This window comes from Nitritalea halalkaliphila LW7 (assembly GCF_000265075.1).
Taxonomy (GTDB): Bacteria; Bacteroidota; Bacteroidia; order Cytophagales; family Cyclobacteriaceae; genus Nitritalea; species Nitritalea halalkaliphila.
The window spans coordinates 86,921-101,338 of the sequence record NZ_AJYA01000030.1 but is presented as its reverse complement, the minus strand read 5'-3'; the positions used below and the strand labels follow the sequence as shown (position 1 = coordinate 101,338).

12 protein-coding genes and 2 pseudogenes are annotated in these 14,418 nt (G+C 48.2%); 2 read left to right on the top strand and 12 right to left on the bottom strand.

All coding sequences use genetic code 11. The features are described 5' to 3' along the window. The 7 genes from A3SI_RS11235 to A3SI_RS11210 all read right to left on the bottom strand — a co-directional run. On the bottom strand, positions 1 to 557 hold a 557-nt coding region (locus A3SI_RS11235; protein WP_009055941.1), incomplete at its 3' end, for an ABC transporter permease. Continuing rightward, entirely contained in the window at positions 554 to 1,189 is a 636-nt protein-coding gene (locus A3SI_RS11230) for an ABC transporter ATP-binding protein (RefSeq protein ID WP_009055940.1), read from the bottom strand. The genes A3SI_RS11230 and A3SI_RS11235, both read right to left, overlap by 4 nt. Before the next feature lie 2 nt (positions 1,190 to 1,191). Then, positions 1,192 to 1,431, bottom strand: a complete 240-nt coding sequence (locus A3SI_RS22735; protein ID WP_083836500.1) for a sensor histidine kinase — start codon at positions 1,429 to 1,431, stop codon at positions 1,192 to 1,194. Further along, on the bottom strand, positions 1,335 to 2,384 hold the full coding sequence (locus A3SI_RS11225) for a hybrid sensor histidine kinase/response regulator (RefSeq protein ID WP_009055938.1): 1,050 nt from the start codon (positions 2,382 to 2,384) through the stop codon (positions 1,335 to 1,337). The genes A3SI_RS22735 and A3SI_RS11225 overlap by 97 nt, the downstream gene beginning before the upstream one ends. Beyond that, positions 2,381 to 3,859 (bottom strand): ATP-binding protein, encoded by a 1,479-nt coding sequence (locus A3SI_RS11220; protein WP_083836499.1) that lies wholly within the window; start codon positions 3,857 to 3,859, stop codon positions 2,381 to 2,383. The genes A3SI_RS11225 and A3SI_RS11220 overlap by 4 nt, the downstream gene beginning before the upstream one ends. Beyond that, the gene (locus A3SI_RS11215; RefSeq protein WP_009055936.1) at positions 3,763 to 4,617 is read right to left on the bottom strand and encodes a two-component regulator propeller domain-containing protein; all 855 of its coding nucleotides are present in this window, start codon (positions 4,615 to 4,617) and stop codon (positions 3,763 to 3,765) included. Before A3SI_RS11215 ends, A3SI_RS11220 begins: the two co-directional genes overlap by 97 nt. Then, positions 4,587 to 5,834, bottom strand: a complete 1,248-nt coding sequence (locus tag A3SI_RS11210; RefSeq protein WP_009055935.1) for a ligand-binding sensor domain-containing protein — start codon at positions 5,832 to 5,834, stop codon at positions 4,587 to 4,589. Before A3SI_RS11210 ends, A3SI_RS11215 begins: the two co-directional genes overlap by 31 nt. A gap of 269 nt (positions 5,835 to 6,103) precedes the next feature. On the opposite strand from A3SI_RS11210, the gene sucD reads away from it, so the two are divergent. After that, positions 6,104 to 6,985, top strand: coding sequence for a succinate--CoA ligase subunit alpha (sucD, locus tag A3SI_RS11205; protein WP_009055933.1), 882 nt, complete (start codon positions 6,104 to 6,106; stop codon positions 6,983 to 6,985). Between the two features lie 182 nt (positions 6,986 to 7,167). Here sucD and A3SI_RS11200 read toward each other — a convergent pair whose 3' ends face one another. Continuing rightward, a complete protein-coding gene (locus A3SI_RS11200) occupies positions 7,168 to 7,359 on the bottom strand; it encodes a hypothetical protein (RefSeq protein WP_009055931.1) in 192 nt (63 codons plus the stop codon). A 329-nt stretch (positions 7,360 to 7,688) separates the two neighbouring features. Here A3SI_RS11200 and A3SI_RS17560 point away from each other — a divergent pair, with 329 nt between their 5' ends. Then, on the top strand, positions 7,689 to 8,363 hold the full coding sequence (locus tag A3SI_RS17560) for a Crp/Fnr family transcriptional regulator (RefSeq protein ID WP_050977505.1): 675 nt from the start codon (positions 7,689 to 7,691) through the stop codon (positions 8,361 to 8,363). Here A3SI_RS17560 and A3SI_RS11190 read toward each other — a convergent pair. The 4 genes and pseudogenes from A3SI_RS11190 to A3SI_RS22720 form a co-directional block, all read right to left on the bottom strand. Continuing rightward, positions 8,296 to 11,405: pseudogene (locus A3SI_RS11190) on the bottom strand (efflux RND transporter permease subunit). The gene A3SI_RS17560 and the pseudogene A3SI_RS11190 sit on opposite strands and share 68 nt — an antisense overlap. A gap of 4 nt (positions 11,406 to 11,409) precedes the next feature. Further along, on the bottom strand, positions 11,410 to 12,813 hold the full coding sequence (locus A3SI_RS22730; RefSeq protein ID WP_316929173.1) for an efflux RND transporter permease subunit: 1,404 nt from the start codon (positions 12,811 to 12,813) through the stop codon (positions 11,410 to 11,412). Positions 12,814 to 12,853: 40 nt separating this feature from the next. Continuing rightward, positions 12,854 to 13,426, bottom strand: coding sequence for an efflux RND transporter permease subunit (locus A3SI_RS22725; protein WP_316929172.1), 573 nt, complete (start codon positions 13,424 to 13,426; stop codon positions 12,854 to 12,856). A 76-nt stretch (positions 13,427 to 13,502) separates the two neighbouring features. After that, positions 13,503 to 14,417: pseudogene (locus A3SI_RS22720) on the bottom strand (efflux RND transporter permease subunit); the annotation flags it as partial. Between the last annotated feature and the right edge of the window lies 1 nt (position 14,418).

The following is a 14,418-nucleotide window of genomic DNA, read 5'->3' as shown; positions in this document are numbered from 1 at the left end:
TTTTTCTGAAGGGGTAAAATACCCACGACGGTATAGGGATGCTCATCATGAGCATGGCCGCCACCACCCACACCATGGGAGCCGATGATCTGATCGCCCAGCTTTAAGCCCGTTTTTGCGGCTACCGCAGCACCCAAAACGATTTCAAAAGGTTTTTCCCAGCGTTTCCCTTCCCCTACTTCGGCCTCATACAGGTCCAGATAGTCGTAATTCGTCCCCACGATACGATAGCCTTGGTAGTTATCCCCTAAACCGAGTGGGATCACCTGCTTGACAAGCCGGTTTTGCGTAAGCTTCTGCGCTTCTTCCAGGTCAATATTCCCTGTAGGGAAATCAATATGGTAAATGCTAGAGAGTATCAGCTGCAGCGGGCTTCCTTTAGCGCCTACGACCAAGTCTATTCCCTTCGCATCCCGAGTCATTTTTCCTTCGAACTGATCCTGGACGAGCAGTAAGACAGTGATGATGGCCAGTCCCATGGCTAAGAGAACGATGTTTAACGTGGTGTGGAGTGGCTTGGCTACCAAGTATTTCCAGCTTAATTTAAACATATTCATCGGGTACCTCCTACTTCTAATTGTGTGGAAATATGCTGCTTCACCCGCTGATCATGGGTCACGACGATCAGCGCTGCATGATGTTTTTCGGCCTGTTCTTGGAGTAACGCGATGACACGCGCAGCATTCGCATCGTCTAAGCTGGCTGTCGGCTCATCGGCTAAAATAAGTTGTGGGCTGTTCGCCAAAGCTCTGGCGATGGACACCCGCTGGGCTTCTCCTTCGCTGAGGGTGGTGACTTTTTGGTCGCGCTTATGCCAGATATCCAAGTCTTTCAGCAGGGTTTCATTCCGCTTTCCATCGCGCTTTCCGAAGAAATTCGCCATCTGCAGGTTTTCCATCACTGTGAGTGGGGCTAGAATATGCGGTTTTTGGAAGATAATACCGATGTGCTGCCCTCGAAATTTGTCTAAGGCAGCCCCTTTTAAGGCATAGAGGGACTGTCCTGAGATGTGGACCGAGCCGGCCTTTGGGGCGAGAAGCCCCCCTATAATGTGTAACAAAGTCGTCTTTCCACTTCCAGACTGCCCTAAAATGAGCAGCTGCTCTCGCTCCCGAAGTTGCACCTCCGGTAGCTGAAAGGGCTTGCCCTCTACATAAGAGAAGGAGAGTTGGTTCGTTTCTACAAGCATGTTTAAGGGTTATGATTGGGTAATGACTGCGGCAGATCGAGGAAAAAGGTCGTTCCTTTCCCCTCTTCCGACTGAAAGGAGAGCAGGCCGCCGAGTTCCTCCACGCAGCGTTTTACGATCGCCAGGCCGAGTCCGTAGCCCTCGACTAATCCGACATTCGTGGCGCGGAAAAACCGTTCGAAAAGCTTGTCCTGCTCGCTGAGGGGGATCCCGATTCCCCTATCCGCGATCGTGATAAGCAAGCGATCTCCCTCTCCCCGAGGTCAAGTTTGACTATCCCCCCCTCCGGTGAGTATTTTAGTGCATTCGACAGTAAGTTATCGCAAATTTGATGCATAAGATCGAGGTCGGAATAGATAAATTCCGGCACATGCTGCTGATTAACGGAAATCTGTACCTGAAAGTTATGCGCTAGCTTGACCATTTCGAGCAGTTCACTTATAAAAGTAGGCATGTGGATTTGCTGGCGCAATGCCTGCAGCTTTTTCTCATCCGACTTCCCGATGAGCAGCATCCCGTTTAGCATGTTGTTTAGGTTTTGCACGGCCTTTTCGATGCGAGCAGCATGACGCTGGAACTTGGGAGCCAGCTCGTGATCGAACTCGGCATATTTTGAAATCAACTGAGAAGAAGAGAGGATAGAGGTAAGTGGGGTTTTAAAGCCATGGCTCACATTCAGCACGATTTTCGTCTTGAGGTCATTTAGCTCCTGCTCACGCGCTAAGGCCTGCTTCAGCTCGGCATTTACTTTATCGAGTGCCCGGGTGCGGGCTTTAACCTTTTCTTCCAGCTCCTGACTGTAGCGCTGCATGTCTTGCTCTCGGCGGTAGCGTGATACCGTAAGCTCGATGACCATATACAGCTCGCGCTCATCATAGGGTTTAGTAACGTAAGCGCCAGGGTTCGTCCCCACTACTTTTTCTAAGGTGGCATGATCGGAATGTCCGCTGATGTAAATGACTGGAAAACCGTATCGAGCATTAATAATTTCCGTCGTAGTGATACCGTCTAACTCTCCACCTAGTGTAATATCCATTAAAATCACGTCGGGCCTTTTGGTGGTCAGCATGTCTAAGGTCTGCTCTCCCGTGGTCGCGATACCGATAATCTCATAAGAAGAAGCTTGTAAGACCTTCTTCAGCACCATGGCGGAGACGAAGTCATCCTCAGTAATGATTATTTGTATAGGTTTCATGTAGTCGTCTGATTTTGTTCTACAGGAAGCAGGATCGTCACCTGCGTACCTTCACCCTTTTTACTGGACACATCGATCGTCCCCCCCATTAGTAGGACAGCATTTTTCGTGATAGCGAGCCCCAAGCCTGTCCCCTCATAAGTGCGGGAGTAGCCTGCGCTCTCCTGCTCAAAAGGCTCGAAGAGTTTCTCCATAAAATGATCACTCATCCCGATGCCCTGGTCGTGGACAGAAAAAACAAACTGATCCGCCTGTTGACAGACTCGAATATGAATCAGGCCTTTCTCGGAATATTTGATGGCGTTTCCTACTAAATTATTCACGATCATAGCGAAATAACGTTTGTCTAAGGCGGCCTTTAAGTGAGGAGTCTCATACTTGGTCGACAAAAGCAGTCCCTTATTCATCGCTAAGGTCTTTAGCGGTAGCAGCAGACGTGCTAAAAAATCGTTGACCTCCACCTCTTCGATTTCTAAGCCTACCTTGTTCGCTTCGATTTTAGATAAATCGAGGATACTATTAATCGTATGCAGCAGGCGCTCGCCGGATTCTAAGATAATTTCCAACTGTCGGCAGAGCGCTGCATCATTTTTCCGCTGAGAAATCACATACTCCGTGCTCCCCATGATGCCGTTTAGCGGCGTGCGAATCTCATGACTGATATTCGAGATGAAATTAGATTTCATCCGATTCGCTTCCTCGGCACGCTCTTTCGCTTCTTTCAGGCTCCGCTCATAGGCACGCAGCTCGGTGACATCTTGAAAAACAGATAATAAGACCCCTTTCCCTTTAAAGCTGGTATTTAAGCGCGTGGCATAAATCTCAATCAGCTTCTCACCAGCTTTAAACGGCATCAAGAGTTCTAATGTGGCCGAGTGGCTGCTTGTCGTTTCGATAAGTGAAAGAATCTTTGGTCTTTGCTGGTCATAGTAAAGTGGGTCCGTGAAGAGATCTTTAATATATCCCTCTTCTATCGTTTTTTCTTCTAATCCCACTAAACTCGATAAGGCGGGATTAGCGGCTATGATTTTACCCCCCTCTATGGAAAGAAGAAGGCCGTCCCGAGAGCTGTTCCACACATTTCGAAACTGCTCTTCCATCGTGAAGGCTTCTTTTATTTTTTCATCTATGGCACGGCGTAGCTCGCCCTTATCCCGATACTGCCTCCAAAAGCTCGCTATCAAAATCCCTAATCCCAAAGTGAACAGGAAAAGCAAGAGCAGAAACCACCAAGTAAGAAATAAGGGTGGGTTTATACGGAAAGTCTCCGAAGACACGATATCTGAGAAAACCTGATTGCCAAACCCTGCTTGCAGCTGCAACTGATACGTTCCGGGGGGAAGATTATCGAAATAAAGCACATTTAACCTCGGGTTTATCAGTTCCTGCCATTCCTCATGCAGCCCGTCGAGCCGGTAGCGAATGACCAAGTTCGAGAGCTGAGAGAAACTCGTCGCTCGATAGCTAATCGACACATTGTTCTTGGTGTACGGTGTGCTGCGGATTCGCCTGATGGCAATGCCATTGCTTCTTGATCTGGGAGCCGCGTAGCGATGATGCCTACTTTAGGCGCTGGCTGTGTAAAAGCATCCTCCTGACCCCGATAGACTGAAAGCCCAAATTGAGTACCGATTAAGACCCCCTTATCCGGATAATCCAGGAGCGCACTTCTGTTTACTTCGGAGCCAGCCAGACCGCTTTTTTCATCTAAAACCCGTAAGGAGCCCTGTTTGTAAGTGGTCACTCCACGATCAGTTCCCATCCAAAGCACCCCTTTACTGTCTCGCATTAAGGCATAGACTGGATTTTGAAGCTTTTGATTATTCCAAGAGAAGTCATAGAGGCTGTCTGCCTTATAAATTTTAAGGCCTCGGCTGGTGCCAATGAGCAAACTATCCCCCTCTTCTAGGTAACTGTAGGCATTAAAACAGATAAAATGTTCGCCCTTTATAAGTGTAGGAACCTGAATCCCCTCACCTCCCTGAAGTAATATATAGCGGCCATCAGCAAGCTTATCTATCTTGCGAAGATAGCCATAGCGCTGCTTAAAGGCTAAAAACAGGGAATCGGTTATATCCTCTCGGTAAAGTTTATCTCCCTGATCTCCAGGACGCGCACGGTAGACGCGCTTCCTCCCAAGAATAAACAGCTCTTCTCCCACCACATGTACGGACGTAATAAAATCTTCCTTAGGAGAAGGGCTCAGCTGGATCCGTCCACCTCCCAGATCCAAATAGCCGACCCCCCCTTGTCCCGAGGAAAAATAACGCCCGCATCCTGCCATGCACTAAAGTTGGTCACCCTATACTTGGGCTGTAGCCCACTGCCGCGAAGCACTAGCGCTCTTGGTTCCTGCTCCATATCCCAGCGTACGACAGCATGATTAAAGCCCACCAGAAGATCACCATCGGGCAGCTGGTGTAAGGCCGTCACTTCATCGTCTGGAAAATAGCCAGAAGTATAATTTTGAAAGCGTAGGGAGTTGATGTTCACTAAACCTCGATGAGTAGCGATCCAGATGATACTCTCGCGGTCCACTAAAAAATCAAAGATGTGATAGGCTTTTATAAAATCGGTGGCATCGACATGAATCAGTTCCTCTTTCTCAGCGATAAACTGGTGGAGCTGGGAATTGAAAAAGAAAAACACCTTACCCTTATCTGCCCGAAGCCCGAAGTACTCCTTTTCACTATAGGTATTCCGAGTAAAATCTCGGGATAGCAGGCGGTCTACATGTAAAAAAGCACTCCCCTCTGCTAAAAAGCCATTTCCCAGGTAATAAAATTTCCCTGTGCTCTCATCATAATCCATCTGGTAAACGGATGCTGGAAGCAAAGGAGAAGACAAGGTGTGCTGCGTAAGTTTTTGACTCTGAAAGTCAAAGATAGCGTGTTCAAAAAACAAGGCAAGCTTGTTTTGATAGCAATAGACTGATTTCAGCTCTCCGACTGTCGCTTTCGGTTTAGCAAAACGCTCCCAGCGCTGTCCTCCGATTTTCGCGATATTTAAAGTGGCTTCGGAATGCAATATTAAACGCTTAGCAGCACCGACACCGGATACTTTAAAGGAAGCATAGCCCGAGAGTAGTTCCTTTTCGATCTCATCGGGAATATGCACCGGGTACCAAGCTCCATTTTTCAGGTACTGCAGCTGAAAGCGCTCGCCACGCTCTACTAGCCAAAGTACATTTTCTTCGTCTTGAAGTAGTTTCCGTGAAGACACCTCACCCTCCGTTTCATGCGCATAGGTCCGAAACCCATCCGAATAAAAAACACCTGCATTCGTATGCATCCAAATTAGTCCCTGATCATCCTGCACCACCTCATACACATGGTCGGTAGGTAGCTCTACTCCTTTAAGCTGCCGGTTAAAATGGAAGCTTTGCCCCTTCCCTGATAGAGGGAAGAAACTCATGAAAAGAAAGAAAAGTAAGAAAAGCGATTGTTTCATGTGCGAAACGGAGAGTTAGATCTAGCTGATTTTCAAGTGCGCTTTAAAGATACCAAAATAAGTGGTAGTTCCACAAAACGAGCAGCACAGCAGGGGCTTCACTTGTTTTAGTGGCTTGATTTTCCCCTCCGGGCAAAACACACGTAAGTTCTTTACGAAAAATAGTCCGTTTGTTATGCAGCTATAGCTATTTACAAGGATATTCTTAAGAATTCTTTTTGTGATAGGCCGTATTCTTATATTTTTGTGAAAACTTAAAAATTCGAAGCATGAGCGTTTTAGTCAATAAGCATTCAAAAGTGATCGTGCAGGGCTTCACCGGTTCTGAAGGCTCCTTTCACGCACAACAAATGATCGAGTACGGCACTAACGTGGTCGGCGGTGTTACTCCTGGAAAAGGTGGAAGCACACACCTGGAAAAACCTGTTTTCAACAGTGTCGAAGAGGCTGTACAAAAAACAGGAGCAGATACCTCGATCATTTTCGTTCCGCCGGCTTTCGCGGCTGATGCGATCATGGAAGCAGCTGATGCAGGTATCAAAGTCATCATTGCGATCACCGAGGGTATCCCTGTGGCGGACATGATGAAAGCGAAGCCCTACATCAAAGAAAGAGGCGCTACGCTTATCGGCCCGAACTGTCCAGGTGTTATCACACCAGGAGAAGCGAAGGTGGGTATCATGCCTGGTTTTGTATTCAAGAAAGGACGTATCGGCATCGTTTCGAAGTCAGGTACCCTAACCTATGAAGCTGCTGATCAGGTAGCAAAAGCTGGTTTAGGCGTATCCACTGCCATCGGTATCGGTGGAGATCCAATCATCGGAACTTCTACAAAGGACGCGGTGAAACTTTTAATGGAGGACGATGAAACCGACGCGATCGTCATGATCGGTGAAATCGGCGGTAGCTACGAAGCTGAAGCTGCACGCTGGATTCGTGAAAATGGCAACAAAAAGCCTGTGGTAGGCTTTATCGCTGGACAAACAGCACCTCCAGGACGTAGAATGGGACATGCGGGTGCGATCATCGGCGGTGCAGACGACACGGCAGAAGCTAAAATGCGCATCATGGCGGAGAATGGCATCCACGTGGTAGACTCCCCAGCTGAAATCGGGGCCGTAATGGCTAAGGCGCTAGGCATCGAAGCATAATAGCAAAAAAGGTGAAACTTACGCCTACTGCTAAAGGCTTTACCTCTAATCATACCGCATATAAAAGGCCACCTGTTTCCATCAGGTGGCCTTTTCGTTTGTGGTTAGTGGATTGGTTGTAGTAGTGGTTAATTAGTTATGACAAAAGAATGGTCTACTTCATTCTAAGGTGAGTGAAAACCTTAATCTTCTACGCGGTCTAATTTATGCTCCTGCTCAAACTGATTACGCTTAATTTCGAAACGATCGATCTCTTCCTGTAAAAGATCTAAGCCCTCATTAAATCGTGTGAATAAATCTGCCATATTTTTTTCCATGGTCGAGAAATTAAACTCCATAGCCTCTAACTGCAGATGAGAGACTTTTTCCACCATGGAGGTTTGCGTGTTTTTCAAATCTCCTAATAGGCGTAAAGCCTATCCATTTTCTCTAATTTCTCTCTATTTGTCATGATTATTAGTGTTTATTTGTGCTAATCATTACAAACAAAGTGCCAAAAAACAGATTTATGGGATTCGTATTCCAAGTACGCAACGATGAGGAAACATTCTGGTCACAGGAAAACCCCTATATGAAGCTATCATGAACTTTTTCTTGCGGTAGCGGAACCAAGGGAAAAAAACATGAACTTTCATACGGAAAAGAACGGATGCGACTACCCGCAGCGTACCCTTAATCCCATATAGTTAACATACGCATACGGATGATGAGCTTTCATGTATTTTTAAAGCATGCCGGAGAACAGGCACAAGAAGAATCCGCTATTCGAAGGGTCACCCTTCCGAAGAACACGTACCTGTATAAGGCACCCGAGAAACCCAACACGATTTTTTTACTAGAAAAAGGCCTGGTAAAAATCGGTGCACACACCGCTGAGGGCGAAGAAATGCTCTATGATGTCTTACATGAGGGCGCATTTTTCGGTAATTTACGCTTTCTGGATGGTCAATTTTCGGAGTTTGCGAAGACCCTTACCGCAGTCGACTGCCTCCAGGTGGACCTGTTGTTTTTTAAACAGCAGGTATGCGAGGTCCCCGCACTAGCGGCCTGGTTCCAAGAAAGCCTCGTGCGCCGCTGGTGTAGAATGGAGACACGCCTGCAGCAGCTTTGCCACCTGAGCCCTCTAGAAAAGCTTAGCTTTATCGGAGAGCATCTCAAGAGTCCCTTCCAGAAAAACCAACCCGCAGCACAGGAAATCCTCCCACTCTTAAGCGCTGTAGAGCTCGCCCAGCTCACTGGCCTGAGCAGACAGACCATCGCCAAATGGCAAAAAAAAAGGCTGTCAGAAGACAGCCCACTCGAGTTAAGCATTAAACTTTGCGCGGAGCGCGCCGCCATAGAAACACTGGCAGAGCGAGAAATACGCCGAAAATGCTGAAGGTAAGTCCCCCGATAGTGCCGATGGCCAGAGAAAACCAAAAAATCTCGTTTTGTCCCTCGATGAGGAAGGGAATCAGGCCAAAACAAGTCGATAAAATCGTAAGCATAATCGGAATGGCTTTACCCGTAACCGCCTTAATTACCCTTCGGTTATAACTTCCCACCTGCATGTTATTTAAATCATTTACGATGAAAATGGCTGCATTTACCGCCAAGCCACCCAGTAAAACGAAGGCGGCATAGCCTCCCTGATCGAAGTAAAAATTAAATAGAGAGAAAATATAGAAGAGCCCAATAAACGAAATCGGAATAATGGCGATGATGTAAAAGGGCTGTTTCAGGTTCTCGAATAAGACCGAGGTAATAAAGAAAATCCCTACGATTAGCACCAGAATCAAGCTGTACTGGCGCTTGGCCTTTTCCCAGTTCCAACTCCACGTCTGCTGCTTGGCAGAAAATCCGATCGGCATCTCATTTTCCATTTCCTTCAGCATCTCCTCTAAGTATTCATTCCCGAATTTATGTGAACCCATGTATTCGAAGGACAACGAACGCACATACTGCCGATCCTCTTTATGCAGCGCATTCGTGGTAAACTCCTTTTGTAAGGAGCCTAAGCGCGCCACTTTCAGCACGCGGTCTTCCCCTGTGATGAGGCTCGTCTCCTCTAAATCGAACTTGGAAAAGCTATTGGCCTGCTTTTCGCGCACCTCTACCGCATAATTCTGATTATCCAGGCGCACGACAGCACTTGTGCCCGTGGGCTTTGAGACATCATTTAAGGCGGAAACCAGTTGAAATTGGTTGACCCGATTTAATGCTAAAGCCTCCTGATCGAGGCGCAGCACGAATTCTTCGGTTTTTTGCTCGTTATAGCTGAGCCGCTCGTTTGTATTGACTTCCTGGATGCGCTTATGGCGCAAAAGCTTTTCAGCCAGCCGCTCTGCCTGCCGTTCCAGCTCATCGTAGTTATAGCCTTTCAGCAGGACACGGAAAGAAGGAATGCCCCCACCACCAGAACCGGTATAGAAGCCTGTCCGACCCCGTAAATGTTCCAGTTGGCTCCAGACCAGTCCGTAGACATCATGGAAAGCCTTCCTTTTAACTGGTACGGGAGTGCACCTTTCTCGTAAGCCTCCTTAAACGTGATGGTGATAGAGGCATTTTGGCCGGAGGCCACCGAGGTCACGAACTGATCGATGCCTTCCACCTGCTTCAGATACCCTTCGAACTCCCGCATGATAAGATCCATTTGCTCCAGGGTATTCCCGAAAGGCAAGCGCGCCTGTACGTACAAGCGGGTTTTTTCCGCCTCCCGGTAGCTGGACTTTTCGTAAACACCGCGGACAAACATGCGCAGCCCTCCTCCTAGAAATTTATCTACATAGGGGCGCATCTCCTCCTGATAAAAAGAGCTCCCCACCGTGGCATTATACCACTCCTGCCCTTCCCACTTGGCGGGCAAGAAAAAGATGGGAAAACCAAAAAGGAGTAGGAGGAAGAAAATAAAGGTCTTGCGAAAACGTGCCACCAGCTGCACACTGCGCATATACGCTCGGAAAAAACGCGCCCGACGACGTAAATTAGCTAAAGACAGCGTACGCCGTGCATGCAGTTTTTCGCCCATGATGGCCGCATACATCGCTGGAGTGAAGAGTAATGCCACCAAAAGGGACACCCCTAACATCACCGCCACGACGATCGAAAATTCAATGAGGTTTTTTTGATCCTCCTCGGGAAGGAAAAAGACAATCATCAGCGCAGCTATAGTGGTTAAGGAAGCTGCTAATAAAGCCAGAAAAACTTTGCGATTTTTATGCTTATGGAGATGATCCATCATGATAATGGCATTATCTACGATGAGCCCAAAGGAAATCGTCAGTCCTGCCAGAGAATACAGGTGAATATCTACCCCTAACACGTACAAAATAATACTCGTCAAGCAGAGATTCACGATAATCCCTACAAAAAGCACCGCTAGATAAGCCGGGTTCCTGTTAATCAAAAAGATAAAAACAATCAGAATCAAAATAGACAGCCCGGAGCGCTTGTAGATTTTATTCAACTCCTTATCTAAAAACTCGGTGTCGTCATTTTCTAGGCGCACCTCGAAACCCGTCGGCAGCAGGGCGGAGGCCTCTTGGATAGCTGCTTTCACGGCATCTGCCAGCAGGACCTTATTCACCCCATCGCGATTGTAAACCGACAGCGTGACCGAATTATTGCCATTAATACGGTAGTGGCTTTTAGCCTCCTCTTCTTCTAAGGTGATTGTGGCGACATCTCGAATGCGCACTTCCTTGCCATCTGTGGTGCTGAGGAGCAGGTTTTCCAGCTGCTCGATATCCGCCAGTTCGTTAACGATCTTGACGTAAAGGGTTTCATCACGCTCATTCGAAACCGCTCCCGGATAGTTCGTCCCAAAGGCCCGCTGCAGCGCACTCTCTATCGCTGCTTTTCGAAGCCCTAAGGCCTGCAGCTTCTGAATGTCGTAAGTCACATAGAGCATCAGCGTATTGGCCCCACGTATCAGCACCTCCTCCACCTCGGGAATCGTATTTAAGGACGCCTTCAGCACATCCTCTGCGATTTTTCGAATCTCGAAACTCGCAAATGGCCCGTTTACTGAATAGGTTAAAATCGGATTTTTTTCATCCCGCGCACGCGCCTCACTTTGGGCCAAAACCGGGTAGGAAACCTTTTCGTCCAGAGAAGGATACACCTGCCGAATCAGTGCCGCCGCCTCGAACTTCTTATACTCCATATTAGCATCCTTATCGAATATCAAGCGGATGTATCCCGAATTATAGTTCGAAACCGAGTTCACATGCTTGAGCTCTGTCAGCTGGCTTAACGCTCCTTCTAGTGGGGAAGTGGCCAGCTTTTCGGTTAGCTCAGGAGAGGCACCATTAACATTAAAGGTGACCGAAAGTACCGCCTGCCGCTCTCGAGGATTTAAGTCCACAGATAGCTTCGGTATCAGAGCGATCCCGATGATACTCAGCACGATAAAGGCGATGATAACTCGAAATGGCGTCATAACTTTAGGATTGAGTAAGCGTTTCGGGTTTTGGCTGGCGCAAAAGTTTGCGCTTCGCGCCCAAGAAATAATAACTCAAAGGCACAAAGTACAGGGCGGTAAAAGTACCTATCGTAAGACCTCCTAAAACCGAAAACACCAGTGGCCGCTGCAGGTCGGCACCCAGGCCACTACTGAAAATCACTGGAAGTAAAGCCAAAATCGTCGTTACAGAGGTCATCATAATCGGCTTTAACCGGATCTCGCCCGCCTCATACAGGGCCCGATCCAGCGCCGCACGCCCTCCCATCTCGGGGGCATACCGCACATGCAGACGATTCGTCGTGTCAATTTTTAAAATCGCATCGTTCACCATAATACCGAGCATCACCACCATCCCGATGGCAGACATAATATTCAGGGAGGTACCCGTCAGCAGCAGAACCACGAAGGCGCCACCGATGCCAAGCGGCAAGGTAAGAATCACAATCAAGGGCTGCACAAAGCTTTCAAACTGAGCTGCCAAAATAAAATAGAGCAGCAGCACGGCAATAAACAAAATCCCCAACAGCTCCTGAATCCGCTCCTGATCGATAAAATACTGACCGAAAAAGTCTACCCCTAGATTCCGCTCACGTCCCCAGTCCAAGATAGCATCAGCGAAACGCTCCGGAGACTCCTCCTCCAAAAAGACGCTCTGGAAGATGCCGTTTTTATCCGCTGTGATAAACTTGTACTGATTCTCATAATCGAACTGCACAAAGTTATACAAGGCGTACGGGACTTCATCGCGCCCTAAAAGTGTATTTTCTCGGAGCATCGTCTCGAAATCTTTCCGCTCCAGCTGCAAGCGAATGGGCGTAATTTCTCCGAAACGCTTAATATCGGTTATACCGAAATTCCCAAAAAGCTTGTTGATCCGATCTCTGGCCTCCGCTGGATTAATGCCATAAATGGCCATCCTAGCCTGATCCAGCCGAAAAACGATGGCTGCTTCCTGCAGGAGCCCTGGCCCCTCTTCGAACCGCTCCGTGGGGAAAGCACTCAGCCACTCCTGCATGCGCCGCTCCGAAACTGGCTTATTTTGCTCTAAGTCACGAAAACGCACCTCATAATACGGAATGTCACTGGCGAATAGCTGATCAAAGGCGTTCGGAGCATCCAGAATCTCTAACCCTGCTGAAGGATAACGGCTGCGCACCCAATCCCGAATCGCGGCCGTGCCACGCTCCTTCTCCTCTTCACTGGAAAAAAGCATGTAAAGACTGGCCTGCTGCAAGCTACTTTCGCCCTCAAACAGCAGAAACTGCCGCAAGCCGATGTCTGCCTCTGCCTGTAAAAAAGCCACTTCAAGCTCTTGAAGGAGGCTTTGGACCCGATTTTTATTTGAAAGTGGCCCGATAGGCTCATTCCAGTTAATCTCGATCACCGCATCCTGCTTTTGGATCGGCGGCAGCCCTGCGTGGGAATTAAAAGTGATGCACTGAAAAGTATCGGAATAAGGAGTAAGAACACCGCATAGGCGATGCCTTACGGGCAAAAATACCCAAGTAGAGCCGCTTATACCCTTTGCGCACCGCGCAAAAAAACCGACTATCCTCCGCAAAAGTCCGCTCCTCCGCGCCTCGGTGCAGCAGATTATACAGCATCGGAAGCAGTACGAAGGCCACCACCAAGCTGACCCCTAAAATGGCGGCCACCGCGATCGCCTGATCGAAGAAAAGAGCTCCAGAGATACCGCTGAGGAAAATGAGCGGAATAAACACCGCTAAAGTCGTCAAAACAGAACTAATCAGGGCGGACATCACCTCATTTACCCCCTCCGCACAGGCCGCTAAAAGAGGTAAACCCTCTAAGCGCTTCCGCGCAATGTTATCCATCACGATGATGGCATTGTCGATGAGCATCCCCAGCCCTAAGGCCAAACCAGATAAAGAAATTACATTTATGGAGAGCTCGAAGAAATAAAAAACAATGAAACTGATTAAAAGCGAGCTGGGTAGGGAAATCCCAATTATGAGAGGAATGCGGTAATTCCCCATGAAAATAAAGAGACACCCCGAAGGCAAACAAGCCCCCGAAAAGCAAACTGCTACTCAAATTATCAATCCCCGCATTCAGTAATAGGGACTGATCTTGCGTCAACTCAAAATCCAAATAGGTAAATTCCTCTCCGAAGCGATCCACTGCGGCATAAATCTCCGGCATCAGCTCATTTAACTTGGCAGAAGCCTGCTTATGAATCGTCATCACCAAGCCCTCTTCTAAGCCCGAAAGGTGAAAGCCTAATGGCTCCGTTTCGGCATAACTCACCTCCGCCAGTCGGCTAATCGGAACAGCCACCCCCTCCTTCGTCAGCACCGGAAGCCGGCTGATGTCCGCCGGATTATCTATCCGTGTCGCTAAACGCAGAAAATAACGAAACTGCCCATCTTCCACACTGATCCCAGGTAGCTCTTCGTTGCCCTGACGAATCGTCTCGATTAAACTAGTCTCCGAAATCCCGAGCGCCGCCAGCGCCTCCTTGTTAGGACGAACTGCGATCATTCGCTCCCGGCGACCATTAATATCTACTAAGGAAACCCCTTTCAGCTGCTCGATACGCTTTTTTAAAATACTCTCTGTTAACTGACTCAGCTCATAGAAATCCAAATCCCTATTCGGCTTGATCTGTAAGCGTACGACAGGAATATCATTTGTGTTTATCCGAATTACCTGCGGCCGATCCAGATCACGGGGCAGCCCATTCGTCAGCCGATCGATTTTTTCATTCACCTCGATGTAGGCCAGCTCCATCTGGGTACCAAAAGCAAAACTAAGCCGTACAGTCCCTGTCTCACTGCCAGCTTTGCTTTCCATAAATTCCAGCCCCCCGAGCGTCTGAAGCCTTTCCCGTATAGGCGAAAGCACGTTCTGCTCGATCGCCTCAGGAGAAGCATTCGGATAGTTGACCTTTACCACGATCTGTGGCACATCGATAGGTGGCAGCAGAGAAATCGGCAAGGTCCTAAACCCTATATACGCGAACACCATC

Excerpts from the sequence above, each read along its gene's own strand:
- A3SI_RS11230 (WP_009055940.1), bottom strand. The coding sequence starts at position 1,189 with ATGCTTGTAGAAACGAACCAACTCTCCTTCTCTTATGTAGAGGGCAAG.
- A3SI_RS11225 (WP_009055938.1), bottom strand. The coding sequence starts at position 2,384 with ATGAAACCTATACAAATAATCATTACTGAGGATGACTTCGTCTCCGCC.
- A3SI_RS11210 (WP_009055935.1), bottom strand. The coding sequence starts at position 5,834 with ATGAAACAATCGCTTTTCTTACTTTTCTTTCTTTTCATGAGTTTCTTC.
- sucD (WP_009055933.1), top strand. The coding sequence starts at position 6,104 with ATGAGCGTTTTAGTCAATAAGCATTCAAAAGTGATCGTGCAGGGCTTC.
- A3SI_RS11200 (WP_009055931.1), bottom strand. The coding sequence starts at position 7,359 with ATGGTGGAAAAAGTCTCTCATCTGCAGTTAGAGGCTATGGAGTTTAAT.
- A3SI_RS17560 (WP_050977505.1), top strand. The coding sequence starts at position 7,689 with ATGATGAGCTTTCATGTATTTTTAAAGCATGCCGGAGAACAGGCACAA.
- A3SI_RS22725 (WP_316929172.1), bottom strand. The coding sequence starts at position 13,426 with ATGGGGAATTACCGCATTCCTCTCATAATTGGGATTTCCCTACCCAGC.